At 42.4% G+C, this 24,648-nt stretch carries 33 protein-coding genes and 1 pseudogene; 10 read left to right on the forward strand and 24 right to left on the reverse strand.

Annotation, left to right across the window (positions count from 1 at the left end; genetic code table 11):
* Nucleotides 1–54 precede the first annotated feature (54 nt).
* Entirely contained in the window at nt 55–1,032 is a 978-nt protein-coding gene (gene trpS, locus EPH95_RS06605; protein ID WP_142088419.1) for a tryptophan--tRNA ligase, read from the forward strand.
* 256 nt (nt 1,033–1,288) lie between these two features.
* Here trpS and ltrA read toward each other — a convergent pair whose 3' ends face one another.
* The 3 genes from ltrA to EPH95_RS06620 form a co-directional block, all read right to left on the reverse strand.
* On the reverse strand, nt 1,289–2,617 hold the full coding sequence (gene ltrA, locus EPH95_RS06610) for a group II intron reverse transcriptase/maturase (protein WP_142086757.1): 1,329 nt from the start codon (nt 2,615–2,617) through the stop codon (nt 1,289–1,291).
* An 805-nt stretch (nt 2,618–3,422) separates the two neighbouring features.
* The gene (locus tag EPH95_RS06615) at nt 3,423–4,172 is read right to left on the reverse strand and encodes a DUF3603 family protein (protein WP_142088421.1); all 750 of its coding nucleotides are present in this window, start codon (nt 4,170–4,172) and stop codon (nt 3,423–3,425) included.
* Between the two features lie 58 nt (nt 4,173–4,230).
* Nucleotides 4,231–4,515, reverse strand: coding sequence for a YuzI family membrane protein (locus tag EPH95_RS06620; protein ID WP_142088423.1), 285 nt, complete (start codon nt 4,513–4,515; stop codon nt 4,231–4,233).
* A gap of 44 nt (nt 4,516–4,559) precedes the next feature.
* Between EPH95_RS06620 and EPH95_RS06625 the strand changes: the two genes are divergently transcribed.
* From EPH95_RS06625 to EPH95_RS06635, 3 genes are all read left to right on the forward strand, one after another.
* A complete protein-coding gene (locus tag EPH95_RS06625) occupies nt 4,560–7,106 on the forward strand; it encodes a CBS domain-containing protein (RefSeq protein WP_160141661.1) in 2,547 nt (848 codons plus the stop codon).
* A 70-nt stretch (nt 7,107–7,176) separates the two neighbouring features.
* Nucleotides 7,177–8,100 (forward strand): alpha/beta hydrolase, encoded by a 924-nt coding sequence (locus EPH95_RS06630; RefSeq protein WP_142088429.1) that lies wholly within the window; start codon nt 7,177–7,179, stop codon nt 8,098–8,100.
* 337 nt (nt 8,101–8,437) lie between these two features.
* Nucleotides 8,438–9,778: an alkaline phosphatase gene (locus tag EPH95_RS06635; RefSeq protein ID WP_142088432.1), complete on the forward strand. Its 1,341-nt coding sequence runs from the start codon at nt 8,438–8,440 to the stop codon at nt 9,776–9,778.
* A gap of 57 nt (nt 9,779–9,835) precedes the next feature.
* On the opposite strand, the gene EPH95_RS18725 is transcribed toward EPH95_RS06635, so the two are convergent.
* The 5 genes from EPH95_RS18725 to EPH95_RS06655 all read right to left on the reverse strand — a co-directional run bounded on the left by EPH95_RS18725 (nt 9,836) and on the right by EPH95_RS06655 (nt 12,457).
* Nucleotides 9,836–10,003 (reverse strand): hypothetical protein, encoded by a 168-nt coding sequence (locus tag EPH95_RS18725; protein WP_160141662.1) that lies wholly within the window; start codon nt 10,001–10,003, stop codon nt 9,836–9,838.
* A 44-nt stretch (nt 10,004–10,047) separates the two neighbouring features.
* Nucleotides 10,048–10,368 carry a DUF3221 domain-containing protein gene (locus EPH95_RS06640; protein ID WP_142088434.1) on the reverse strand — a complete coding sequence of 107 codons (321 nt, stop codon included), beginning with the start codon at nt 10,366–10,368 and terminating at the stop codon, nt 10,048–10,050.
* Between the two features lie 54 nt (nt 10,369–10,422).
* Complete coding sequence (locus EPH95_RS06645) at nt 10,423–11,484, reverse strand: tetraprenyl-beta-curcumene synthase family protein (protein ID WP_142088436.1); 1,062 nt, start codon at nt 11,482–11,484, stop codon at nt 10,423–10,425.
* Between the two features lie 162 nt (nt 11,485–11,646).
* Complete coding sequence (locus tag EPH95_RS06650) at nt 11,647–12,126, reverse strand: SdpI family protein (RefSeq protein WP_142088438.1); 480 nt, start codon at nt 12,124–12,126, stop codon at nt 11,647–11,649.
* Nucleotides 12,127–12,187: 61 nt separating this feature from the next.
* Entirely contained in the window at nt 12,188–12,457 is a 270-nt protein-coding gene (locus EPH95_RS06655; protein WP_142091519.1) for an autorepressor SdpR family transcription factor, read from the reverse strand.
* Between the two features lie 296 nt (nt 12,458–12,753).
* Between EPH95_RS06655 and EPH95_RS06660 the strand changes: the two genes are divergently transcribed.
* On the forward strand, nt 12,754–13,140 hold the full coding sequence (locus EPH95_RS06660; protein ID WP_142088440.1) for a hypothetical protein: 387 nt from the start codon (nt 12,754–12,756) through the stop codon (nt 13,138–13,140).
* A gap of 129 nt (nt 13,141–13,269) precedes the next feature.
* Here the strand turns inward: EPH95_RS06660 and EPH95_RS19450 are convergent, their stop codons facing one another.
* Nucleotides 13,270–13,419, reverse strand: a complete 150-nt coding sequence (locus EPH95_RS19450) for a DUF2243 domain-containing protein (protein WP_264371999.1) — start codon at nt 13,417–13,419, stop codon at nt 13,270–13,272.
* A 17-nt stretch (nt 13,420–13,436) separates the two neighbouring features.
* Here EPH95_RS19450 and EPH95_RS19910 point away from each other — a divergent pair, with 17 nt between their 5' ends.
* A complete protein-coding gene (locus tag EPH95_RS19910) occupies nt 13,437–13,568 on the forward strand; it encodes a hypothetical protein (protein ID WP_264372000.1) in 132 nt (43 codons plus the stop codon).
* Nucleotides 13,569–13,864: 296 nt separating this feature from the next.
* On the opposite strand, the gene EPH95_RS06670 is transcribed toward EPH95_RS19910, so the two are convergent.
* From EPH95_RS06670 to EPH95_RS06720, 12 genes and pseudogenes are all read right to left on the reverse strand, one after another.
* Nucleotides 13,865–14,296, reverse strand: a complete 432-nt coding sequence (locus EPH95_RS06670) for a universal stress protein (RefSeq protein ID WP_160141663.1) — start codon at nt 14,294–14,296, stop codon at nt 13,865–13,867.
* Nucleotides 14,297–14,353: 57 nt separating this feature from the next.
* On the reverse strand, nt 14,354–14,800 hold the full coding sequence (locus EPH95_RS06675) for a pyridoxamine 5'-phosphate oxidase family protein (protein WP_142088444.1): 447 nt from the start codon (nt 14,798–14,800) through the stop codon (nt 14,354–14,356).
* A 121-nt stretch (nt 14,801–14,921) separates the two neighbouring features.
* On the reverse strand, nt 14,922–15,206 hold the full coding sequence (locus tag EPH95_RS06680; protein ID WP_142088446.1) for a hypothetical protein: 285 nt from the start codon (nt 15,204–15,206) through the stop codon (nt 14,922–14,924).
* Nucleotides 15,207–15,299: 93 nt separating this feature from the next.
* Nucleotides 15,300–15,557: a hypothetical protein gene (locus EPH95_RS06685; RefSeq protein WP_142088448.1), complete on the reverse strand. Its 258-nt coding sequence runs from the start codon at nt 15,555–15,557 to the stop codon at nt 15,300–15,302.
* 115 nt (nt 15,558–15,672) lie between these two features.
* Nucleotides 15,673–16,462 (reverse strand): annotated as a pseudogene (locus tag EPH95_RS06690) (MBL fold metallo-hydrolase).
* Between the two features lie 128 nt (nt 16,463–16,590).
* A complete protein-coding gene (locus tag EPH95_RS06695) occupies nt 16,591–16,932 on the reverse strand; it encodes a hypothetical protein (protein ID WP_227004080.1) in 342 nt (113 codons plus the stop codon).
* Complete coding sequence (locus EPH95_RS06700; protein WP_319592825.1) at nt 16,929–17,168, reverse strand: hypothetical protein; 240 nt, start codon at nt 17,166–17,168, stop codon at nt 16,929–16,931. Before EPH95_RS06700 ends, EPH95_RS06695 begins: the two co-directional genes overlap by 4 nt.
* A 69-nt stretch (nt 17,169–17,237) precedes the next feature.
* Nucleotides 17,238–17,423: a hypothetical protein gene (locus tag EPH95_RS06705; RefSeq protein WP_142088452.1), complete on the reverse strand. Its 186-nt coding sequence runs from the start codon at nt 17,421–17,423 to the stop codon at nt 17,238–17,240.
* Between the two features lie 235 nt (nt 17,424–17,658).
* Nucleotides 17,659–17,790: a hypothetical protein gene (locus EPH95_RS19460; protein ID WP_264372001.1), complete on the reverse strand. Its 132-nt coding sequence runs from the start codon at nt 17,788–17,790 to the stop codon at nt 17,659–17,661.
* Between the two features lie 54 nt (nt 17,791–17,844).
* Nucleotides 17,845–18,345, reverse strand: a complete 501-nt coding sequence (locus EPH95_RS06710; RefSeq protein ID WP_319592826.1) for a GNAT family N-acetyltransferase — start codon at nt 18,343–18,345, stop codon at nt 17,845–17,847.
* Nucleotides 18,346–18,375: 30 nt separating this feature from the next.
* Complete coding sequence (locus tag EPH95_RS06715) at nt 18,376–18,747, reverse strand: iron chaperone (protein ID WP_142088456.1); 372 nt, start codon at nt 18,745–18,747, stop codon at nt 18,376–18,378.
* 81 nt (nt 18,748–18,828) lie between these two features.
* Nucleotides 18,829–19,269, reverse strand: coding sequence for a GNAT family N-acetyltransferase (locus tag EPH95_RS06720; RefSeq protein ID WP_142088459.1), 441 nt, complete (start codon nt 19,267–19,269; stop codon nt 18,829–18,831).
* 136 nt (nt 19,270–19,405) lie between these two features.
* Between EPH95_RS06720 and EPH95_RS06725 the strand changes: the two genes are divergently transcribed.
* On the forward strand, nt 19,406–19,756 hold the full coding sequence (locus tag EPH95_RS06725; protein WP_142088460.1) for a DUF5362 family protein: 351 nt from the start codon (nt 19,406–19,408) through the stop codon (nt 19,754–19,756).
* A 225-nt stretch (nt 19,757–19,981) separates the two neighbouring features.
* On the opposite strand, the gene EPH95_RS06730 is transcribed toward EPH95_RS06725, so the two are convergent.
* A complete protein-coding gene (locus EPH95_RS06730; protein WP_142088462.1) occupies nt 19,982–21,367 on the reverse strand; it encodes a DUF2254 domain-containing protein in 1,386 nt (461 codons plus the stop codon).
* Nucleotides 21,368–21,434: 67 nt separating this feature from the next.
* Nucleotides 21,435–22,244 (reverse strand): STAS domain-containing protein, encoded by an 810-nt coding sequence (locus EPH95_RS06735; RefSeq protein ID WP_142088464.1) that lies wholly within the window; start codon nt 22,242–22,244, stop codon nt 21,435–21,437.
* A 207-nt stretch (nt 22,245–22,451) separates the two neighbouring features.
* On the opposite strand from EPH95_RS06735, the gene EPH95_RS06740 reads away from it, so the two are divergent.
* Nucleotides 22,452–22,688, forward strand: coding sequence for a hypothetical protein (locus EPH95_RS06740; RefSeq protein WP_142088466.1), 237 nt, complete (start codon nt 22,452–22,454; stop codon nt 22,686–22,688).
* A gap of 94 nt (nt 22,689–22,782) precedes the next feature.
* Here EPH95_RS06740 and sda read toward each other — a convergent pair whose 3' ends face one another.
* A complete protein-coding gene (sda, locus tag EPH95_RS19790; RefSeq protein WP_142088469.1) occupies nt 22,783–22,914 on the reverse strand; it encodes a sporulation histidine kinase inhibitor Sda in 132 nt (43 codons plus the stop codon).
* A gap of 621 nt (nt 22,915–23,535) precedes the next feature.
* Between sda and EPH95_RS06750 the strand changes: the two genes are divergently transcribed.
* Together EPH95_RS06750 and EPH95_RS06755 are read left to right on the forward strand one after the other, a co-directional pair.
* A complete protein-coding gene (locus EPH95_RS06750) occupies nt 23,536–24,228 on the forward strand; it encodes a Na-translocating system protein MpsC family protein (protein ID WP_160141665.1) in 693 nt (230 codons plus the stop codon).
* Nucleotides 24,229–24,431: 203 nt separating this feature from the next.
* Complete coding sequence (locus tag EPH95_RS06755) at nt 24,432–24,635, forward strand: hypothetical protein (protein ID WP_142088473.1); 204 nt, start codon at nt 24,432–24,434, stop codon at nt 24,633–24,635.
* The last annotated feature ends 13 nt before the right edge of the window (nt 24,636–24,648 follow it).

The following is a 24,648-nucleotide window of genomic DNA, read 5'->3' on the forward strand; positions in this document are numbered from 1 at the left end:
CTCTAAAATAGGAGTACCATTCATACATAATAAACAGAAAGGAATCGACGAGGAATGAAAAAAATATTTTCAGGCATTCAGCCCAGTGGTATCGTCACATTCGGGAATTATTTGGGAGCGATGAAACATTTCGTTGACTTCCAATCGTCGTATGATTGCATGTTTTGCATCGTGGACCAACATGCAATTACCGTACCGCAAGATCCGGTTTCTCTAAGGGATCAAAAACGGAAATTGGCCGCTTTATACATGGCGGTCGGCATCGATCCGAACAAATCAACCATTTTCATCCAATCTGAAGTGCCGGCGCACGCGCAAATGGCCTGGATCATGCAATGCGTTTCCTATATCGGAGAGTTGGAACGAATGACCCAATTTAAAGACAAGTCCGAAGGGAAAACCGGTGTTTCCGCCGGCTTGTTAACGTATCCGCCCTTAATGGCTGCCGATATTCTCCTTTACGGCACCGATATCGTTCCCGTCGGGGACGACCAGCGCCAGCATTTGGAACTGACAAGGACGCTCGCGGAACGTTTCAACCGGCAATACGCGGATATTTTCACCCTTCCCGAATCCAAAATCCTCGGGCGCAGAATCATGTCGCTTCAGAATCCGGAGAAGAAAATGAGCAAATCCGACGAAAATGCGAAAGCGTTCATTTCCATGCTCGATGATGAAAAAACAATCACGAAAAAAATAAAAAGTGCCGTCACCGATTCCGATCCAAACGTTCGCTTTGACGAAGAGGAGAAACCGGGGATCAGCAATTTGCTGACGATCTATTCCCTGCTGAATGACCAGTCGATCGAAGCCATTGAAAAAGAATACGACGGAAAGGGTTACGGCGCTTTTAAAACAGACCTCGCAGAGTTGGCAGTCTCCGTGTTCCGGCCGATTCAAAAACGTTTTTACGAGATTTATGAGTCGGATGAAGTGGACAACGCCCTCGATGCAGGCAGCGACAAAGCGAATGAGCAAGCGCAGCACCTGCTGCAGAAGGCAGAAGAAGCAATGGGCTTGCAACGAAGTTAATCGGGGATTCTTAATACCGGTATGGAGGCGGATTTCCTGGATTCGGTAGTCATGAGCTTTCCATGGCTACCGGTTTGCCGAGCTCTATTCGATCGCGGTCGCCATGACTTTTCCAGGATATTAGAAAACTTGGCTTTTCGCCAAGCTTTTATGGGTCGAGTAGGAGGGAGCCTCACCTTTTGTATGGATTGTGCTCCTCCCCCCTCACAGATCCGTGCGGGCGCAATTAACGCACACGGCTCCTCACCAACATCTTTCACAAAATATAGCTAATATGGTTCCTTCGTTCATAGATGTTCACCTTGGCCCTTGGTTTCGGTAAGGGAAACTTAATAAGAAATAACTGAAACTTCTCCCAACCGAACGACTTTCGTTGGCTTCTCCGGTTCATCCATTTGAAAAATTGTTGGATGACCGCATCCCGGAACCTCACCACTGCGGTTACGTTGTCTGTGATACAGTAGTAGTTGTAATAACCATTCAGAGAACGGTTTAGTCTACGGACAATGTCCTTCATAGCCAGATGACGGTGAGCTTTCAGCCATTGGTTCGTTTGTTTGAGCTTGGAGGCTATTTTCTTCTTGCTTGTTTTGCGTTTCACACGAAATTTGCCTTTCTTGCTTTTGCCGCAATAATGGGTGAAACCAAGAAAATCAAACGTTGGCGGGTTCCCTTTCCCCGCCTTTTTATGATTCTCCGCAGCGAACCTCCCAAACGGAATAATTTGCGTTTTATCTTCCGCCACTTCCAGGTTAAATTTGTTCAACCTCAACTTGAGTGCATCGTAGAATGCATGCGCATCTTCATGATACTGAAAGCAGCAGACAAAGTCATCTGCGTATCGCACAAGATATGCCTGCCCTTTGATTCTTTTCTTCACATGCTGTTCAAACCACAGGTCCAAAACATAGTGCAGATACACATTCGCTAGTATCGGCGATATCAGGTTTCCCTGCGGCGTTCCGCTCTCCGTCTTATAATGTTTCGCTTGCTCCATGTATCCGCCCTTGAGGAAACGGGCAATGATTCGGAGAAAGCTCGGGTCTCCAATACGTTCTTTCAGAAATGCCATCATCCACTTGTGGTCAACATGATCAAAGAAACCTTTGATATCCACATCCACGATGTAATTCACATATCTTCTCTCTATATACCCATTTAATACCTTCAATGCATCATGACAATTACGCTGGGGACGAAATCCAAATGAACAATCCAGAAAATCATTCTCATAGATGGCGTTCAAAATGGGCGCCATCCCTTTCTGAACAATTTTATCTTCGTGTTCAGGAATCCCCAGGGGTCTCTTCTTTCCCTTTTCATCCTTTGGAATATAGACCCGCTTAGCTGGGCTGGGCCGATAGCTCTTCTGTTTCATTCTAGACACTAAGTCTTCGATATTTTCCTCAAGATTTTGCTCGTACGTTATCTTGGTTGTTCCCTTTACACCAGCTGCCTTACGGTTAGGGAGTTGGTGATGGCATTGCATAAGGTATTCAGGATTCAGCAGGTGCGCAAGAGATGTGAATGTCATAGCTGGGTTGTGCTTAGCTAATTCTGCTATCCTAGCAAGTTTTGTTTCCATTCCGTGTTCCTACCTCCGTGTGTAGGGAATGTGTCCCTTGTTAAGGTGATGTCGGCGTGACACTTGCCTTCCCTCTTTCGGCGTTACCCGACGTCATCGGTACTACGCGGTCATCCGACTTCCTGCTGTCGTCTGGTTTCCTCGCTTTGTATCGCTTGGTCAACCATACTCCCTTCGACTGAAGAAAGAACAAACAGGATCTCCCGAGTTCTCGTGTCATCATTGTATCGCATGCCTGGCTCTCCGACCCCGAGGGAGCTCCGTATATCTCACCGATAATGACATACGGAGTGTCGTTTTCCGGTCTTTCGACACCGTCAACCTCCCCGTTTTAACTATTTACGAGGCTCAATCACTTTCAGGCCTACGACCTAACTGTCTACGCTTAACCCAATGGATTACTCCGTTGAGTCCAAGACTCGCTATTGATGGCTTGGTTAGAGCCTTATCAAACAGGGGTTCCACCTGTTAAATGACACGACCTATGCTCGGTCGCTCCGAAAGCCTTAGTTGCACTTATGTAGGTAAGAAAGTTGATTTATACTTTCTTATCTACAAAAAAAGCACTGTCCCTCCACGCCGGGTTCAGTGCTCACCTGATTAATATTCTTTCCCTTGTTTGCGCCAGATTCGTCCAATAAAAACAGGAACGGTGATTGATCCGACTATAAGCAGGACAGTGGCAACTTGCATGATTGTGTAAACTAATCCGTCCATGTTGTCCCTCCTTACTCCATATCTCGTCCTTATTATAAATGAGGAAAGAGAAAGTGTAAATGAGGGAATAGTTTGTGGCTATCATCCATTATTTATGCATTTCGCTTTCATGCTGCATATCCCATATTTTTTCAAAGAATGGCTGCCCCTTTGCCATCGCCTCGCATAAGTGATAATGAGCATCGCTCCAGCCTTCACTCACTTCCTCGTACAGCTTTCGCAATGCTTCTTCCCCGCTCATCATTTGAATTTCCATGTATTTGGCAGGGGCCCACTCTGTGTACCAATAACGGATTTCCGCCTCTTGACCGGACACGTCCAATTGGTCGATAATCATAAACAGTAGCTGTTTTAGTTGTCGTTCTTTACGTGTTAACCCGTACATATAATTCGGATGCGGAGACAGGATATGATACTCCTTTTCGATCGGCTCGCCTTCTTCCCCGCAAGCAGGTTCTTCGGACTGTTCGATCGCCTCAATCGCCAGTTTTTCCTGCCGGGGTGTCAAGCGGCTTTTTCGAATCGGCGTTTCATATCCAAGTGTATCCACAACCAACGTGGCTGTTCCGGTTGTTGCAATAAAACAATAATCGAGCGGAAGCTTGGACATATTTTTGCGAAGCGCACTTTTTCGATAAATCGCATCGAGTAATTCTCGAGGCAGCGCCTCCAGACTATTTTCCAGCCGTTCATATAATCGCTCGGTTACCTTTACAACCTCAGCTATGTCAAGTACTTCTATTCGGTCTTCACTTCGCCATTCATGAAACGGACAAATATTGTATCCATTCTCTTCGCCTTCAAACCAATTGACCCATACATCACGAATTCGGGCCATCAGTAAGCCCCCTTCCTACGAGAAATCGTACCTACAGTATAGTCTGAGTTGAGGTATTTTATTCCACGCTATCCTTTTTGATTTGTTTTTTTGTTTTCCGGGGCATGCGAAGGAAACTGAGGGCCGCCAGCAGCAATCCGCCTACCAAAAAATACAATTCGGGACGTAAAATAATGAAATGCCAATAGTCGTACATGCTATATCCGGATACAGTTAAATTTAAATAGCCAATTAACCCAATCGCTCCGATTGCAGCAATAAGAATACCGATGGTCGCTATAGATGCTCGAACGACAATCGTGATCTCCCCCTTTCCGGGTGTGAGAACGAGAGATTTATCCATTGGTGTTACCGGTCTTTATACGTATGACAAGCCGAGGAGGAAATATGAAAATTATCGCTGCCCATAAAAACACGGATTTTGACGCCCTCGCCTCTCTCGTTGCCGCGAAAAAACTCCATCCCGATGCGAGTATTTTATTGCCGGCAAAAGTGAGCCCGAATGTGAAACAATATTTGGCCATCTACCGCGACCAATTCCCGTATATCAACGAAAATCAAATATCATCGGAAGGGATCGAGAAACTGATCTTAGTCGATACATATGATCCGGTCCGGGCAAGCAATAAATTTCAAGAGGTTCCTCCCGCGAGCATCACGGTCTATGACCACCACCCGGAAAGCTTTGACCTCCCCTACCCCGGAGAAACAGCAGCGGTCGGCGCCACAATTACGATTTTGCTTGAACGCATTCAAACGAGCGAAATCATCCTCACCGATTGGGAGCGGACGTTATTCGCGCTTGGTTTGTACACGGATACCGGCTCTTTTACGCACGAACATACGACAAGCCGCGACGTACGCGCCCTGCTTTTTTTATTCAAACAAGGGATCGCTCTTGATGTCGTCAATCGTTTTTCCGATACTTCCTTTTCCGAGGAACAGAAAGCCCTGCTTTTGCAGCTTCTTCAGCAAGGAGAAGTCCACGACGTTGACGGCGTTTCCATTATGATTGGAACGTTTTCCGCCGACGCTTTCATTGACCGACTGAACCTCATCGTTGAAAAGTGGCTTGATTTGGCGGAGGCAGATGCATGCATCGCTGTTACGGAAATGAAAAATACGATTTTCGTCACCGCAAGAAGCGAGCATCCGCGCGTGGACGTCTCGAAGGCCTTGGCTGCCATCGACGGCGGAGGCCACCCCCAAGCAGCGGCCGCGACAATCAAGGACGAGGGGCAAGCGGAGGTAACCGCTAAACTCCATGCCCACCTTTCCGAGGCGGTCACGCCTGCCCTCGTTGCAAAACAAATGATGAGCCAACCGGTAAAAACAGTGACTCCCGATACGTCTACTGAAGAAGTCCGAGCCGAGATCCGGCGGTACGGCCATTCCGGATTTCCGGTTCAAATAAACGGCAAATTGGTCGGGATGATCTCCCGCCGTGATGTGGACAAAGCGCTCCATCACGGGCTCGGGCACGCTCCGGTCAAAGGGCACATGAATGAACATGTCATTACATGTGAAGCGAACACGACTTCCGAAGAAGTCCAAAAACGGATGATCACGCACGATATCGGACGATTGCCGGTGCTGGCCAACAATGAACTGATCGGCATCATTTCACGCTCTGATCTTTTACAACTTCTGCACGATAAACACTATGAAACAAAAAAGAAAGAAAAACGCAATTTAACGGACAACATGACCCATGCCCTGCCTGCGGATCATTTTGATTTGTTGAAAACGATCGGCCATATTGCCGATCAAAAAGGGGTTCAAGCCTATCTTATCGGCGGCATCGTCAGAGATCTGTTGCTAAAGCGTGAAAATGAAGATATGGACATTGTGATCGAAGGCGACGGCATCGCTTTTGCCGACACGGCTGCCGATCAATTGGATGGAGAATTGTATACCCACAACGACTTTAAGACTGCAAAAATAATCCTCAATAACGGACAGCACGTTGATGTTGCCTCGGCCCGGGCGGAATATTATGATGCACCTGCCGCCTTGCCGAATGTCAGGTTTTCAAATTTGCGCGAAGACCTTTATCGCAGGGATTTCACTTTTAACGCGATGGCCATTCAGCTCAATGAAGATGCGTTTGGGACGCTTATCGATCCGTTTGGCGGGGAAAAAGATTTGCAAGAGGGGCAAATACGTGTCCTCCATAATCTTAGTTTTATCGAGGACCCGACGAGAATTTTACGCGCCATCCGTTTTGAGTTGAAATTTTCCTACACCCTTGCCGCGGATACGGAAAGATTTGCCGAATTGGCTCCATCCGCTATCTCCCGCTTATCCGCGGACCGCATTAAAGCGGAGCTTCTACGGTTGTTTTCCGAAGTAACAGCGGCAAGGACATTCAAACGATTGGACGCTTTGACCCTTTTGGGGGCGTTTATTCCATTTGCCGAGTGGTCCCGGCAAACCAGAGAGATGATTTCCATCCTGGAGGATGATCAATCCTTACCGGAAAACTTGTACACCTTTTCACGCATCCTGCCGTTATTTGCGTTTAACGGAAAGTTGCAACACCTCACCCGTTTTGCATTGACGAGAGCCGAAAAACAATTGTTGAACACTTTCGAGCGTTTACAAACCCTAGATGACACAGCATTTACTTCGCTCGGCACTCTTCATGAAAACGTCCATGACGTCGAAGAGACGAGCCTGGTTATTTTTGAAATATATATGAAAGTTTTCCATCAAAAAAAGAGCACTGCAATCAAGCGATACCGCGATAAACGGCGCCGCATGCCTTCGTTGCTTTCCGGAGAAGATTTACGAAAGCTGCATATGGTCCCCGGGCCGCAATACAAGCGGTTTTTGTTACAAGCAGAAAACCTTTGGATGGATGACAGCCTCAAAAATCGTGACGAAGCGTTGCAATGGCTGAGAAATAGAAATGGCGGAGAATCCGACAAATAGGGGGATTGCCGTCCCTTCATTCCTTCCTTATGATAAGGGTAAGCGATATCATTTGAAGGAGGATGTTCCCATGCCGCTTGATCCGCAAGCAAAAACGATTTTGGATTTTTTGTCTCAAGGGCCGTCATTGGAAACATTGCCGCTCGAGGAAGCACGGGCTTCTTTTGAAAAACTAAGCGACACGGCGCAACCACAGGTTGTTGAAAACGTCGAAGACCGCACCATCCCCGGTCCGAATGGCGACATTCCTATTCGTATCTACAACCCCTTTCATGATGGCTCCCATCCGGCATTCATTTTCTATCATGGAGGCGGATGGGTAGTCGGCAGCATTGAGACCCACGATCCCTTATGCCGATCCTTGGCAAACCTTGCGCAATGTATTGTCATTTCCGTGGACTACCGGCTGGCGCCTGAACATAAGTTTCCGAAAGCTGTGGAAGATGCGTATGCTGCAGCTGAGTGGATCGCCAAAAACGGAGCAGACATACATGTGGACACAGACCATATTGCTGTGGGCGGCGACAGCGCGGGCGGAAATTTAGCGACGGTTACAACAATGATTGCGAAAGAAAAAGGGAGACCTGCCCTCTCCTATCAGGTTCTTTTCTATCCATCCACGGGCGCAGGCATTCCCACTGAATCAGAACGAGAGAATGGCGAGGGATATTTTTTAACAACAGCCATGATGACTTGGTTTGCCGGAAAATATTTTCATACATTTGAAGAACTGCAAAACCCTTACGCCGTTCCGTTAAAAGCAGAAGATTTAAGCGGTTTGCCGCCGGCCCTCGTGATTACGGCCGAATTCGACCCTTTGCGGGATGAAGGAAAAATGTATGCCGACGAGCTGGAAAAAGCAGGCGTGGACGTTGTGCACACATGCTACGACGGAATGATTCACGGCTTCGTAAGCATGGACGCGTTTATATCAAAAGGAACGGAAGCGATCGAACAAGCTGCCGGGGCATTGCGCGATGTGTTTCGGGTATAGGATATACTTCATGATGCCTGAAACGGGAAAAGACAAGGTCTCAACGTCGCCATGAAGCTCATGGTGTCCGAAACTTGAAGAAGTGATCAGTTTCAGGCGCCATGGGGCTTTCATGGCGCCCCTCTTCCGGTATGAACGGTCGAGCGGGGTCCATGAATCGGTCATGTACACGTACCATTAAGAAACGAGCCAATCCGACGGGCCTCCCTCTTGTTTAATATGTGGAATTTTCACCGTTCATTTACAAATTTTTATATTATTTCTACATTACCTTTATATAGGCTTAACATCTCCCTGGTAAGCTAAATGTGTACTTATTTTTCAGGGAGGGATTGGTTTGAAAACGGGAAAGCGTATCTTCGCGGGACTATCTGCATGTGCACTGTCGGCCTTTACTTTGCAAGCTGTTTACGCATCAGAAGGCCCTGCAACTTCCGAATCTTATGAAGATGACACCGTGAACAATGTGATTTTCATGATTCCGGATGGTTATTCACAGGGGTATGCCAATAATTACCGGGATTACAAAGAGGATGGCCTTCCCATATGGGACGAGCTTGACATGTTGCAAGGGCATGTCACAACGTCATCTGCTGACGAAGCAATCACGGACTCGGCGGCAGCGGGAACGGCCTTGGCCACGGGGACAAAGACGAACAATGGGATGCTCGGTCTCGCCCCGGATGGGACAGAATTGGAATCTATACTCGATGTTGCAAGTGATGCAGGGAAACGCACCGGACTCGTTGCAACTTCCACGATTAACCATGCAACCCCGGCGGCTTTTGCTGCCAACATAGAAGATCGAAATGACTATACCGAAATTGCCCCGCAGATGATTGAGAATGAAAATGTCGATCTTCTTATGGGAGGCGGACGCGCTGAGTTTTTACCGCAGGACGAGGGAGGCATTCGGGAAGACAGTAAAAATTACATCTCCGAAGCGAAGGAGCATGGTTTTCGCTATCTAGAGTCTAAAAGGGATATGGAGCATCAAACAGAAGAAGCCGACCGTGTTATTGGATTATTCGCGGATGATGCACTCACCCCTGCAATGGAAACAAGCACAACCGAGCCCACGATCGAAGAGATGACTGATTTTTCCCTCGATTTTCTCTCTGAAGAGGAAGACGGGTTCTTTTTAATGGTAGAAGGGAGTCAAATTGATTGGGCAGGCCATGACAATGATGCAGCTTATGCCATGAGTGAAACGGAAGCTTTTGAAGAAGCGGTTGAATCAGCGGTAGACTTTGCAGACGAAGATGGGGAGACTTTGGTTGTCATTGCCAGCGACCATGACACCGGGGGCATGGGTGTTCATACGTCAGAAGAAGCCACCCCCTCCCTCCTTCATGATGTAACAGCTCTTGGTGCCGATATGGCAGAAGAAGTCGACCATGATTGGTCCAACCTGGAAGAAGTGTTGACAGAGAACACGAATATTGAATGGAGGGAGGGAGACCTTCAACAATTAAGGGAAAGCGATGACCTCGCGTTGGAGATCAACAGCCTTTTAAGTGAACGCGCCGGTGTAAGCTGGACGTCCACGGACCACACAGCCATCGATATTCCACTATACGTTTACGGAGCACACAATGAAACATTCAATGGAACCATTGATAACACGGATGTACCGAACTTAATGCTTGAAGCGATGGGACTTGAAACGCTCGAATAAGCTTTCTTGACCGGGCGCTTTTCCTTAAATAGGAAAGTGCCCGTTTTTTGAGCTCCTTCAGGCATCATCGATTTCAAATTCAATAACCTCTGCATCCATATCTGCTACCATAAGATCAACGCCGTCTGCCATTTCAATCGTCCATTTACCTGCTTCCTCATCATGTTCCAACGTTTTGATAACAGGAACGTCAAGCTCATCGGCCGGCAATATCTCACGTAACACTTCTGCTTCTGAAAGCTCAGCCCCTTCTGGATGTTTTTCATCCTTTACTTCGATATAAGCGACATCCGATGTTTCCCCGGATAGGGTTCCATGGCATCCCCATACCCGGCATTTACCTTTTCCCCTAGGTCAACATCCTCGGAAAAACCGGACAACCAAACGGCATCGTAATGTTCTCCCCCACTTGCCGTTGAGCTTGATTCTGTATCAACCACGAGAATTCGCTCATCCTCTTCTTCCACCACATATCCTGAAACCTCAGACGCCGCGTTTGAACCCCCATGCTCTTGTTCAGAATCCGATTCTTGAAGTCCGCACCCAAAAAGCATTCCTAAAATTAACGCCAGCAACAGTACTTGTTTCATGAATTCGCCCCCTCTTCTCAACGTAAAAAATAGACGCTTTTCAGCGCCCATATGCTAAACGGTTCTTTTAAACATCCAAAGGTTTTGGAAAAAGAAGGATGCTTGTTTTCCGCCAAGTTTGATGATCTCTTTCGCATCTTTTTTATACGCTTCATTTTCTCTAACCTTGCCATCGGATAAATAAAGGGCGTATAGACCTTTTTTTATCATGAGATGAAATTTTTCATCGGGCAATCCTTTGAGTCTTTTTGTCGCTTCATGATCGATATATTTAAATCGGTCAAGCATATCATTTTTACTTTCGTAGTACGCAACAAAATTCATTTCATTTTCTTGAAGGTCTTCTTCTTGATCAATGAAATAATCAAGCATAATATGCAACCCTTGCATCCACGGGAAATAGGCTTCTTTGATTCGTGTAGAATCTTCTTTTGTTATTGGGCCTTCTGCTGCATATGCCGCGAGGCAATACAAAGCGAGCGTTGAAGCAACCGCACAAGAAAACTCATACCAGCGCATGCCCGGAACCAAATCCTGGTTTTCCACGTAATAGTTGTACAATAAACCTTCACGCTGATCTTCTTCCACGTGTTTGTACACTTGAAAATCAATATAGTATTGGGATACTTCTTTCATATCCTCTTTCACAGAAGAAAAACCCGGGAACTTAACAATCGCTTCCCTGCAACGAGTGACCATTTTTTCAAGGTAGCCATCATCGTCAAAGTTTGGTCTGTATTGATAATAATCGCCGATCTGGCCGTGCGGCTCCAAGCTGTCCAATAACGCTTGGTGCAAAGCACGAAAGTCATCGGGATTATGTGAATCATTTTTATCGCAAAGGGTATCCAGATAATCACAAATGGATTGATAGCCAACCATAAATTGAATGTATGGATCTTGATTATCTCCGGCCAATAAGGCTAAAATACTTCCACCTTCACAATGGAACGTTTTATCACTTACCGTCCATACCGCTTGTTCACGAATTTCTTTATCTCTTATTTTCTGACCTTCATTTTTCCAAAACTCAAGTTGTTTATGTGCTTTTGGCAGTGTTTCCTTTTTAGCTCTTTGAAGAATCCTTACCGGATTTGAAGGTGTGGATTTAGCCATGATTAACACAACCTTATTTCTAATAGAGAATTCTATATTAATGTAAACCTTAATCATCTCATTGTAAACTTTGGAATAATCCTCGTATATTTTAACACTTTTTTTGTCGCAAAAGTACATCATTGTGTGTCAAAGTTGTGTATAGGCATAGGTTTAACATTTTCACGCTGATTTTGTTCCACTGAAGAGACTAATGACCAGGATAGAGATCATTACTGTCAATATGATGAAAAACAACAACATCATCGCTGGTAAAAATACGGCCAAGATCATCATTGCCCCTCCAATAACAAATATTCTGGCAAATGGACGAAGCTTTTGGTTCCAAACCCGCGAGTAACTTACGTCATTTGGCAATTTAAAACGTTGCAAATAATTCCCCATGACCATGAATACTGCACCGACGGAAACAGGAACAATTAAAAGCAAATTAATCGCGTAACCCATATGAAATATGAGGGTTGCAATATGAACAATTAGCACAATAAGGGTCACCGACAAGAGTATGGCATACAGTCCCTGCGTATAACGTTGAAAATAAGAAACTCGCTTTCCCGTTCGCGGTATTAAGACGGCACTCCCAATGATCAAAAGCATAACAAAGGGATGAAGGAAAGCATTCAGTCCATCTGTTGTCGCCATATAGTAGTAAATCCTGTTAATAAGGCAGCTGCAAAAGATAACCACATCAGAATCAAGTACATCATACATCCTCCTTTCTAAATCGCATCATCCACTTTAAGACATCTTGAAATACTGTCGTATTAAGTGAGTAGTAAACATACTGACCTTGCTTATCTGAATATACAAGCTGGGCGTTTTTTAACACATTGAGATGTTGTGAAATCCCTGCTTTACTCATCTCAAAATGTTCAGCAATTTCACCTGCAGTCTGATCACCTTCAAGAAGAAGATCCAATATTTTTCTTCGATTCTCATCGGACAGTGCTTTATAGACATTGTTGTTGAGCAAGGTATTCACCTGCTTATCTCTCCATTTAATTATTTAAGCAATTACTTAAATTTAATCATGTTTCATGCCAAATTGCAAGTTCACTTACCGCTAAAAATCCCCTTTGGAACTATCCTATGCACAGGGGGTTAAACAGTGTAACTTTTTAAAGACGAGCACTTATGCGCCTTGTTTCATTTTCTCGCCCACCTTATTAAAGTCTTAGTTCCATTCTTCACATTTATTTAATTTTTTATCTTCCTATTGTAATTTTTTGGAATTTATTGTTAAATAATTATTGTTAGGGGGTGATATTATTGTATAAAAAGGTTCTTCCAGCATTAATGCTGGCCATCGTTTTCGTTATGGCGTCGTTCGGATTCTCCTCAACCGCGTCGGCTCATATTGACCCTCCCTTTAGCTCCGAATTTGATTTCACCACAGGTGACGGTGTTTGGGATGGAACTATTCAAAATTCAAATACGTTCAATGCTACCATCAATGTTGACGTGCCGGGTGATGCTACTAATCTACAAGCGCGTTTATGCAGTTCCAACGGTAATTGTACAGAATATAAAGGGTTCGACGAGTACGTTGGAGACCATAACTACTTTTACTACCTAGCACCCGGAACATATTATGGGGATATTGTTTCCACAAGTGGCAGCGAAGTTAGTGGCACAGTGACTTACAATAAGTGGTAATTCCCTTGAATGTTTCGGCCGCCGGATAAACAATAGTTCGGCGGTTTTTACGTTGATTCTTCCGCCTCCCATACAGAAAAGGGGTAGCGCATTCCAGGCAATATCATAAGGCAGAATGTCCACCCCTTATCAAATTTGGTGAACCTGCAACACTTTGTGGCTGACCATGCCGTCGAATAATTGGAAAGAACCGAGACCGATGAAAATACCTGCAATCCATCTGTATAATGAGGAACTGTGTTTACGGGTGGCGTCCGCAAATAAAAATATTCCAGTCACTAATGCGAATAACGCAAATGAATTCAACAGTATCAGAAAAATACCGAACTAAAACGTGTCAAAGTAAAAAAATGGTGCCACTGCAGCAACTGGTGGAAAATGCTTTCATCGATCAGAGCCATGGCACCGGTGCCAATGAATATACCTGATCACAGGCGCGTTGATTTACCTTATAATGGCCTTCACATAGGTGTCTTATATGTTCGATCACGTAGCAATCTAAAGTATCTTAGTGCAAATGTTATCTATCGGAAGTTTCTAATAATCGGAATACCTTTCGGACTACTTTTTCAAAGACATCCCTCCATCATTTAATACTAATTTACGCCTTTAAATAGCCCTATTCTTTAGGAGAGCGCATTCCTTGTTATTCCAGAATTGCGCTTCTTTTCTTGAAGTAGGTACTTGTTTTTAGCTTGGATGGTGAACCGCAAACGAAAGGCATTCACTTTACCGTAACAACGTCACATCGCGCTTCTCGGACGATCCCATCAGCCACACTTCCCAAGACGAACTTCTCCGCTTTGTTTGCCAGATTAGCCCCCACAACAATGAGATCAATGTCATGCTTTTGTGCTAAGTGACGGGTGATCCGTGTTTTTGGGGAGCCGGTATCGAAAATCACATTAACTTGATAGACACCTTTATCCTTTGCCTTTTGCTTGTAATTATCAAGCATTTCATGCGCATGCTGTTTTAGTTCTTTTAATTTTGGATCAAAACGCTCTTCAGTGGTGTATGTCTTTGTATTTAAAACTGTAGCAATATGCAAGGTGGCGTCATGATTTAACGCATATATACATGCTTGATCAAAAGGCTTATCCCACTCTGGACCATGAACATCAATCCCGACTAAAATATTTTGATATGACTGCATGTTATATCCCATCCTTTATAATAAAATTCCAATGTCACCTTTGTTTAAGAATGTTAATCAAATATTTGGAACATAGGATTGATCACGCACCACAACCGTCTCTGGAACAAAACGAACCAAAATATTGCTATCGTCTAAATCTCTAAACCTAGAATCCCAACTCTCTTCTTCAGAGCCGAGATAACGTGAAAGTAGTCGTTCAGCAATTCCTTTATCAAAAGGTTCTATTGTAGCATAACCCCTAAACCCTGCATGAAAAACTTTTCCTGTGGTATGTTCAAAATCGATGATCCCAATGGCACATTCAGCGTTTTCCTTTATCCTTCCTGGAAAGCTATCTGATGATGTTCCGATAATCCAGATACATTCATTTTCCCAGTAAAACCATACTGGTGATTCTCTCGGGTGATTATCCTTTGTTACTGTTGAAAGATGAGCAAACAAAGGTTTCTGTAGAAATTCGTCTAAGTTAAAACTATTACTTCTATCCCTTATAACATCCATGATAAAGCACCCTTTCAACTTATTAAAAGGTCTATTCTTTAGGAGAGCGTACATCCCCTGTTATTCCAGAATTGCGCTTCGTTTCTGCAGTAAGCCAAAACAGTCAATCAACAAATTGGAACTAGAGAAAGAATAAAATTAAAGCCAAAATCACAGCTATAAAGATCCAAAAGATAACATATTTTAAAATCATTTCCCTTTTAGATTGTGTTTCTTTGTTTTTATACTTCTCAGCATTTTTTTGAAGCACCGGGGCAATAACTATGAAAAGTATCATTGTTGTAATGACAGGCATCATAGGGATATTTAGATTAAAAAAGTAACTTATACCTATAAATAAGATTAAGACGATGACTGATAAAGCAAATGCTTTTCCAGCTGTAATCAAATAATATTTAAGCGTCATCAACTCCCTCCCCTTATTCCTAAAAATCGCCTGATAAGCCAATAACGAGAACAATATTTATTCCGCTAATGCGCCTCGTTTGGGAAATTGAGGCTATTTTACTGAGTCCACGATTTTTTTGGCATCGATCATGGATAAATCATATCTCTCTCTCAGTGTTTTAACGGTCTTTACTTCTGTTGAAGTTCTTAATATTTTCTTTGCCTCGCTTTCCATATCCACATATGCCCCAGTTACCTTTAAAAGCCTGTCATTTTCTCGTTTTAAGGTGCTGTTTTTGCGCATTAACCTAAAACACCATACCATCAGTATGAGTATGAATGTTAATAAACTTATATCTGACCATGGCATTTTCAATATCTCCTTTGACATCAACTTTGCTTAAAAGACATGCTTTATTCATCATAATAGCCAATCTGGCACTGTTTTGTTAAATAATCGCGCTTCTTTAATGGCATAAGTGTATTTAAAACTGAACACTAAACCCATTAAATTTATGAATCCCAGTTCCAAAACGCACAAGCTCTTTTTCTCTTAATTTTTTAACTGCTTTTTTTATTTCATCTAATATGTCTGGAGAAAGACCTAGTGTATTATGGCTCCCATAAATCATAGTTACATTCGGTATATTTGATATTTTTTCTAGAGGTTCCACCAAATTAACAGGATTCGTTGTTGGGAAAAACGCATAAATTGGAGTCTTATCATAAAACAAATCTCCGGTAAATAAATACCCTTCGCTATCATCGTAAATTGATATATGACCGGGCGAATAACCTGGGGTATGGTATATAATTAATTTCCGATCCCCAATTTCTATTTCATCGCCATCATTTAACAAACCAGTAGGCTGTCCTTGGAAAGGTTTATATGTATATGGATCAAATGTTTCTGGCGTAGGTATTGTAATATCCCGACTTACATCTCTTCTGATTTGCTCGATTGGAAGCTTTTTAATTCCATTAATGAGCCAGTCCTCTTTCTCTTTATGTACATATAAATTTTCAAACTCACCATGACTTCCAATGTGGTCCCAATGAACATGTGTCGTTAATACAAATGATTGGTAAACTTGTCAGTTGGTCTGTTATCCTTTTAATGTTATCAATTCCAAGTCCTGTATCAATTAATGCTGCCTTCTCTTCACCAATTAATAAAAATGAATGAACCTTCTCCCAATCTCCATATTCACTAATAGCAAAAGAATTGTTATCAATTTGAGTCACTGTAAACCAAAAGTCATTAATTTCTAGCATTTTTGTCGGCTCTCCTCTCAGAAAAAAAGTGATGTAAGTCTTATGTGGTTTTGGTGCCTCGTTTGAAGAATAAATCCTTTTCTTTGTTGGCTACCCTAAACCCATCAAAAGGAGACCCCCTCCAATGCTTAGAAAACACTTGTTAGGAGATCGCCTGCAAGTGGAGGAACACCTGTATGAAAATTATGTTCATTTTTCACCAGGAAACAAAATGGCGATAATGACAACATCGTCACCCAACGTTCAAAGTATACTCTGAACTTTTTAATGACCATACGTGATATCCCTTTATAAAGGCCAGTTTCCTCTTTATACGTTTGACCAAGGATAGGGTCTTTAAGTGTATCCTCTATCTCTAAAATGACCTGGGAGATAAAGTCAAGTGTTTCTTCTGGGGTGAAATGTTCGCTTCTATATTGAAGAAGTTTCTTTTTTACTGTGGGAGGCCATATGATGTTACGATTCGTCATGACTCAAAGTCCCTGGAAGTAAGCGATTCTAAAAGTTCTGACGTAGAGTAACCTAGTCCTTGTTGATATTGTTGTTTGCTTTCTGTAATCATTTCATCAAGTGCTGGATTGGCCACTACATCCGCGCTTATAGATTGCTCGTCTTCTTCTTGAAGAACAAGTGTGAATCTTCCTTTGCCAGGGATAAAAAACTGGCCAACCGAATTTTCACGATTCATTTTCGAGATGTACTCCATAAGTTCCTTAGTTGATTGAACTCTTTCCATACTGTTCACCACCAACATAGATGATCTTTTGAAATTATATCACAAATTTCCTTTTATCGTTTGTATTAACCTGCAATACTTAGAGGCTGCTGAACAACTTGATCGCAAGGGCGGGATGTCGCTTCCATGGCTTCGCTTTCCGCGGACGCACGGCCAAGCCTCCTCGCGCAAGATCAGCGCTGCGGGGTCTTGGCTCGTCCGTTTTTCCGCTGGAGTCTTCGCCATTGCAGCGCCATCCCTCGCATGTTGATCATAAGGTGCAGAGGTTTAGCCGGGAGCGGCCATTTTTCCTTGCATTTCTCTTTCTACACATCAGGGGAGACCCCTTGCAACAGAAAGCATTTTTTCATTTCAGCAAACCCTACTTAAACAGATAATCTTGAAATTACACAATCATTATTCGTGATATGTGTTTAGAACGGGTCTTTTCCAACGATTGAGCTCTTGCGAGCATCACTTATTATTCTTTTAATTGTTTATTTTTTCGGTGCATAAATATGATGCATTGCATGATTAATATACCGAGACCGACTGCGAAAGCTACGGTAGCGGCCATGTAAATGAATTGAAAAAGCGCTGGAACCCAATTCATGATCTTCACCCCATCATAAAGACAAATAAATGTTGGCATTCTGGTATAAGCAACCTATTGCAATTGCTTCATCATTGAGACAACTTTTATATTTACCCCATTTGATTTATTTACCACCTCTTCTTTATAGATGCTATAACCTAATGAATTATATAGTTTTATATTTTTAGACGCGTCCATACGAACTTTGCAAAGCACTGTGGTTTTCCGGTTTTGCTTTGCATAGTCCTCCAATGACTTTAATATTTTTGTCGCAATACCCTGACCCTGTTTCTCTGGGATGACAGACAGCCTGTAAAAATAAACACCATTTTCTTTTAAGCGAAAACGAACCATACCTACTGGCTCAGTATCGACATAACTAATGAAGGATTGCTCGCCATCATTTACGGCTGCTGATATTGATTCTACTGTCTCTTCTAAGGCGCTTGAAGGAGGTTCTTCATCTTTATATTCCATGAATGCCCTAATCATTACGTGATGAATTAATTTTGCATCAGATGTATCTGCCAATGTTATCTTCACAGTAACCCTTCCTTTTTCCAACTGAAACACCTTAACACACTATGGTCTATCTCGTTCAATCTATTTCCGCCAAAAGGTTGAATACTCTTCCTTATCTAATATATTAAATTCGATCATTTTCTCGAGTAATGAAAAATCAACCGGACGATCCCAAGGGAAACGAACCAACATTTTGCTGTGGCTATAGCCTGCCTGCATAATCTCATCGGAAAATTGAATGATTCCTTCTCTTTCAGGCGAAGCTGCCAGATGATGTTTGGCTATGCTAAAGCCGATAATAAATGTGCCGTGATCGGTAAACATCGGCTGATTCCACGCAATTTTCGGTTCCAACTTTGGAAATTTTTCCATCACCCAAGCTAAAACTTTTTCCATTCGTTCCCGATGTTCCGCGTGATCAATACGCGCTAAATATTCTCCAAATGCTTCCATAGTGTCGCCTCCCAATACGGTGTTTCATAAAGTCACGGGTTGTCGTCTTCTGCCGTCGTATGCCTTTCCGGACTCTTCTTTTCATTCATGCAGAGATTTTTTAAACACATAACTTGCTTTGCCGTATTCCATTTTTTCTTCATAAAATCGATGCGCATCATAACGTTGCAAGCCTGATGAAAGTGCAACACTTTTATAATTATTTTCCAGTGCCCAGTTATGGACGTACAAAAGAAGCTTTTCGCCATATCCGTTAGAACGCTTATCCGTATCCGTAACTAAATCACAAACCCAAACAAACCGCCCATAATATAAAGTGATCATAGGTTTAAACCCAATCACCGCAACGATATCTTCTTGATCGTACAAAGCAAACATTCTGTACATATCTTTATCTCTCGCCTCAGCCACCAACTCCATGTATTCTTTTTCGTTAAGATGCGTGCGCAGCTGGTTCATAACTGGAAAAGCTTCGCTGATTTTCTTTTCCGTATCAAGTTCCGTAATCGTTAACGTGTCCATAACTCTCTCCTTAAAAATGAGTCTACTCTAAGAAGTGTAACAAATTTTATTAACTATTCGGATGGAAGTTATGTTTTATCATCACTCACAACGAGAACACATACTATAGTGCTAGCATCAAGAGGAGGGGTGAAGCGTGGAAGAACGAAACAAAATTCCTTTGAAAAGAATATCAAGGTGGGGACAGTTTGTAGGAATCATCACGATTATCATTGGATCGATAAGCGCCATAGTCGGCCTTTTTGATTTCATCATCGGTGCTATCCCAGGTGTCATCTCAATTATTCTCGGTTATCTCATCTTTCGCACAGGGAGAGCAGCAAAATATATAGCTACCTCAGAAGATGTGACGATGACTTACTTAAATGAACTTTTGGATAAGTATGGTAAAATGTTGTTAATTTCCGGGATCATGGCAATTCTGTTACTTGCTTTGCTCTTATTTGCTCTCGTCCTATTATTCATCGCATTGATAGCAGGAATGTAAAACTAGGGGAAGGATTGGCATATATAAGATTAACTGGCGAATTCATCATTCGCCAGGTTTACTCCAAAAACCTCCTGTTCATCGTCTTGTTATAATACCCCATTAATTCTGCCGCTCAAATGGAGAGATGGTCTGAAGTGGCCATTCACACAAAGCCATGTACAAAAAAAGACCAGGGTATCCCGGTCTTTTTTTGTGAGAAACGCATCTTCAATCCAATGGAACCTAAATTGTAAGACGTTCTCTTAGTTCGTTTTTGAAGTCCTCAAATTCCTCATGATGACCTGTTGTTTCTGATATATCTTGAAGACTCGTATAAAACCTATGCTCATTGTACGCAAAAGCAAACGGTGCCCTGTATCCTCTAGCCACCGCCTGCGCAAATTCCCAGAGGCTTTGATGGTTAGCTGGGCCGATGGTTTGCGTTAGAAGGCTTAACGCTTGCAAAATCTCGTTCGTGAGAACAGGGTCATCTTTCGCGTAAATGCTTATATGGGAAAAGGAGGAATATAAATAGTACTCAAAGGATTCTTCTTTGATAATGACACGAAGATCATCGTGGGTATCCGTTAAGTACGGGGTAAAATGGGTGATCTGCGAGATGGACAACAGCAGGTCTGATAGATGAATAATCGCGTTTGTTGCTGTATTGGGATCATCATTACCGATGGATTTGATTGCAATTTCTTCCAGTTTATTGATGCCAAATTCTATGTCTTGCATTTCCGTTTGCTTTGAGCCAATAAACACCTTTTTGAGCATAAAACCTTCGTGGATGGATTTTTCGTCACGCCCATTTTTCCAATACGTCAACAGCGGAATGCCTGCCAGTATATATTCCCCAACTCTTCGTTCTATACGGATGATTAAATCATGGTTTTCAGCATAATGAACGAGCCTTTTAAAATCAACAATTTGAATATACCCGGAGTGACGAGCATAAAGAACGTGACCATCCTTTTCATTGATTTCTACGTCTTGGTTGGGTTCATAGGTGCGATACGGCTCTAAGTCTTTCCCAAGCGTTGTTAAAATCCGTTGTTGCGACTCCTCTTTCATGTTGTAGGTTAAATTTGAGGCTTGCATCCATTTGACCGCGTGATTAATAAAGAAGATAAACGTCGCCAAAGCGATAAACATAGCCAAAGTAGCTAATGTTGGAAATGCAAAGTAATAGGAAGCCGTTTGCTCATCCAACAGGAAAAAGGAAAATAAAATAAACACAAACACCAAATTGAAAATACCCAGCGCATGCTGCGTGTGTCTATCCGAGATAAACGTCGTCAATATCCGAGGTGTAAATTGCCCAGAGACATTGGTAAGGACAACCAAAATCGAATTTAATGTAAACGCATTTAACGTAATAATTCCTGCAATAAGACCGCTCATGATTTGGCTGGTCAAATCATAGTCAGCCACGAGAAAGCGAGCCTCTTCCCCCATGATCATAACCATATCCAACCAGTATGCAATTGCTGTGAGTATTGCTCCAATGGCACCGTAGAACAAACAGATGATCCAAACATTGGTTGTCATTTCATAGCGGAACTGCCGGCTGGATAAGCTCATAAGCCGTCTCGCCGCCGCGGGAATCAAATTTTGGAATGTCATATTTAAAACCTTTCATATAGTTTACACCGCACGAGATTCCAGATGGCGTCTCCGTGTTTTTAAAATCTTAAATGATCTTTTCTAAAGCTCTTTTGACATCTCGATATATCTCTATGTCGTCCATTTCAATCCCAAGCTCTATCGTAGTCTGAGCCATTTCCGGACGAATACCTGTAATTATGGTGCGAATACCTAAAAGCTTTAAAGTCCTGGTGATCGTAAATAATCTAGACGCCACGAATGTATCTAATATATGGATGGCTGAAAAATCAAGGATAAGTGTACCAATTTTGTTTTCACTCACCTTTGGGATGACATTCTTTATGATATGGTCTGCTCGCTCCTCACTCATGGATCCAACAATAGGTAAGACTGATACATCTTCTTTTACCGGAACAATGGGGGCAGAAAGCTCTAATAATTCTTCTTCTAACTTTTTAAGCCTTGATTGCTGTTGGGTATTATAATATTTCGTCGAGTTTTTAATGGCTTGATCGAAAATTTCCGTAACTCTGTACATGAAATAAAAAGTATCTTTAAGGGACACGTCGTACTCTTGAAGCACCACTTCAACCTCCTTTAATGCGTTTAGACGAAATTGAGAAAGTAACGTTACTATATAGTCAATGTCATATCCTTGTTCACCTAATACGTCTGTCGGATCGTAATCCAAGTTTATACCTGCCGTAGAATCTTCGTCATCCAGTTCATCCTTGATCTTAATTAACAAATTATTGAGTAACTCTTGGTGTAAGTCATGCTCCGAATGAGAAAGTCGATGCTGAAGTGATTGTGATGTGCTGGTTACAATTCGGGCAACAATCTGTTCTAAGTTGTTAAAAAAATACTTATATAGATCCGCATCTCTGTAAGCCATTGTTATCCCCTTTCATTTATAAGCCATATTGTACTATTTACGTGTTAAGGACTCATTAAACAGCATCATATCAAACCCAAGCATTTATTCTCGTCCTCTAAAGGTTTGGCACGTGGGAAGATCGGGAAACAAAATTATACGCATGACCTGAATTAACCAATAGGAGAACGCACTTACTATACTTCAGAAATTGGAGGGGGATATAAAATGGCTAATATAAAATGCTATCAAGAATTTTCAGAAATTGTTATCAACGATATTAATAAGGCTGGTTTACAACTGAGGGAAAGCGTGCATGCTGCAAAAAAGTACGAAAATGACAATGTCCATGTTCACCAGGTCGTTTTACTGGATAACCAGATCAACAATGGGAACGGAAGAAAATTTCTGGTGATTTACAACGTGGAAAGCAATCAAGACAACCCGGGAAAATTACTGCGCTGAACCATATCGATGCCAGAAGGATAAAAAAAGCTGGCGGAGAGAATGCAATTTCTTTCCTCCAGCTATTTAGACTTAAATTTTTGGCAATCGTGTATCAGGTTATCAGCCTAGTTAGCCTTCTTCTATCGATCTCCTCTCTTAATAATTGGACAAAATCCTCTTGAAGCGTTAACTCTGTTGCCTTAAAATAGGCGTCTACCAGTATTTTATCGGACAAGCTTTCCATATCTAGCTACCCCTTCTTTGCGTGTGTTCATAAGGCTATATTTTCATTTACACTTAACCTACATAAACCTGCCGCCCGTGTTTGAGAGGATAGTATTTTTTAATATTTAAAGCTGATAGCAGTAAGGGCATTTTTTATAATTGTCATGTTTGATTAATTGCGTGATATATTTTTCACTGTGAGAACTACTTCGATTTTCGAAAGGCGTTGTGTGAAGCTCGCAAACATCACCCACCAGATTGGAGCGGTGAACTAATTGAACGGAATTATCTATAAGGTATTTCATAAGTTATTCTCTCCTAAATTTTTATAATAAAAAAAGCCGAAGGAGAACGTTTAATAATCTCCTTCGGCTTATGTCCGGCTCATTAATCCGGCTCATTTCCACCCTTGTATTCAATTTACTATTTGTATTCACCTATAAAGAGTTAGCCTTGTTCAACATTAGAAATAGAAACTTTATAATTTCTATTCTATTTTAATTATACTACTTTCTCTTTAAATGTAAACAGGAGTTGCTGGAAATATTATCTTTCAACCTATGAAAAGCCCCCTGTATCATGTAGCATGAAAATTAACCAGAACGTTAACAGCCATCTGGCTAGAAGAGGTAACCGTAAAATGGAAAAGGAACAAGAAAGAAAAATCGTCAGTTACTTGGGGAAACTAATTCGGGACCACTTTGGGAAAGGCTCTACTTCACTTTATGTTTCTATTACACCACCATTTCTCACCGTCTATTTGCGAGGATTCATCTCCCCCGCTGAACAAACGCTCGTACGACAAAAAGAAGAAACACGGGTCTTCGAAACTAGAAATTTGTTAATGGTCGAACTTTTCCCCACTATTAAGTCAGGCTTTTGGGAAAAGAAAATAAATTTAAAAGAGTTATACTTTGATTGGAAACTGGAAAAACACACAGGAATGATCTGGGGTCTCATTGACAATGACACAAAATCAACTTCTTTTTCCTGGCCGGAGCATATTGATAATAAAAACCTCGAAAGTGATATAATCAAGATGAGTCAAACCATTCAAAAAGCTCCGCTTCATACCGAAGTTTTCTGGATTAATGACCGCACGGTTTTGATTCATAGAGAAGGTATTTTCGTGGAAATTGAGAAATCACTCATCGAATTAGGTTATACAGAAGAATTAAGAACGGCAAAACGACCTTTAGAGGAAAAAGGGCTGTATAAATTCCTAAGTGAACCGACACTGAAAAAAAGACTACGTGAAGCTTTTTTTGATTGGAATTTTTCAGAAGACAAAGGCCATATCATTCTAATATTGGCTCCTGATTTTAATAGTTAGTAAGTTACCCCTCTTTATGAAAGAAGGGTAACTTCTTTTTGTTGTGCACTACCTCTTCTTTAATTCGGGTTTGCTGAAATGAAAAAATTCTTTCTGTTGCAAGGGGTTTCCCCTGATGTGTAGAAAAAGAAATGCAAGGAAAAATGGCCGCTCCCGGCTAAACTTTTGCACCTTATGATCAACATGCGAGGGATGGCGCTGCAATGGCGAAGACTCCAGCGGAAAAACGGACGAGCCAAGACCCCGCAGCGCTGATCTTGCGCGAGGAGGCTTGGCCGTTCGTCCGCGGAAAGCGAAGCCATGGAAGCGACATCCCGCCCTTGCGATCAAGTTGTTCAGCAGCCTCTAATCCATCCGTTGGATCTTGTATAACAACAAGAACGACCCTTTTAAGCTCCTGTAATTGAGGCCGGATACTAA

This window comes from Salicibibacter halophilus, assembly GCF_006740705.1.
GTDB lineage: Bacteria > Bacillota > Bacilli > Bacillales > Marinococcaceae > Salicibibacter > Salicibibacter halophilus.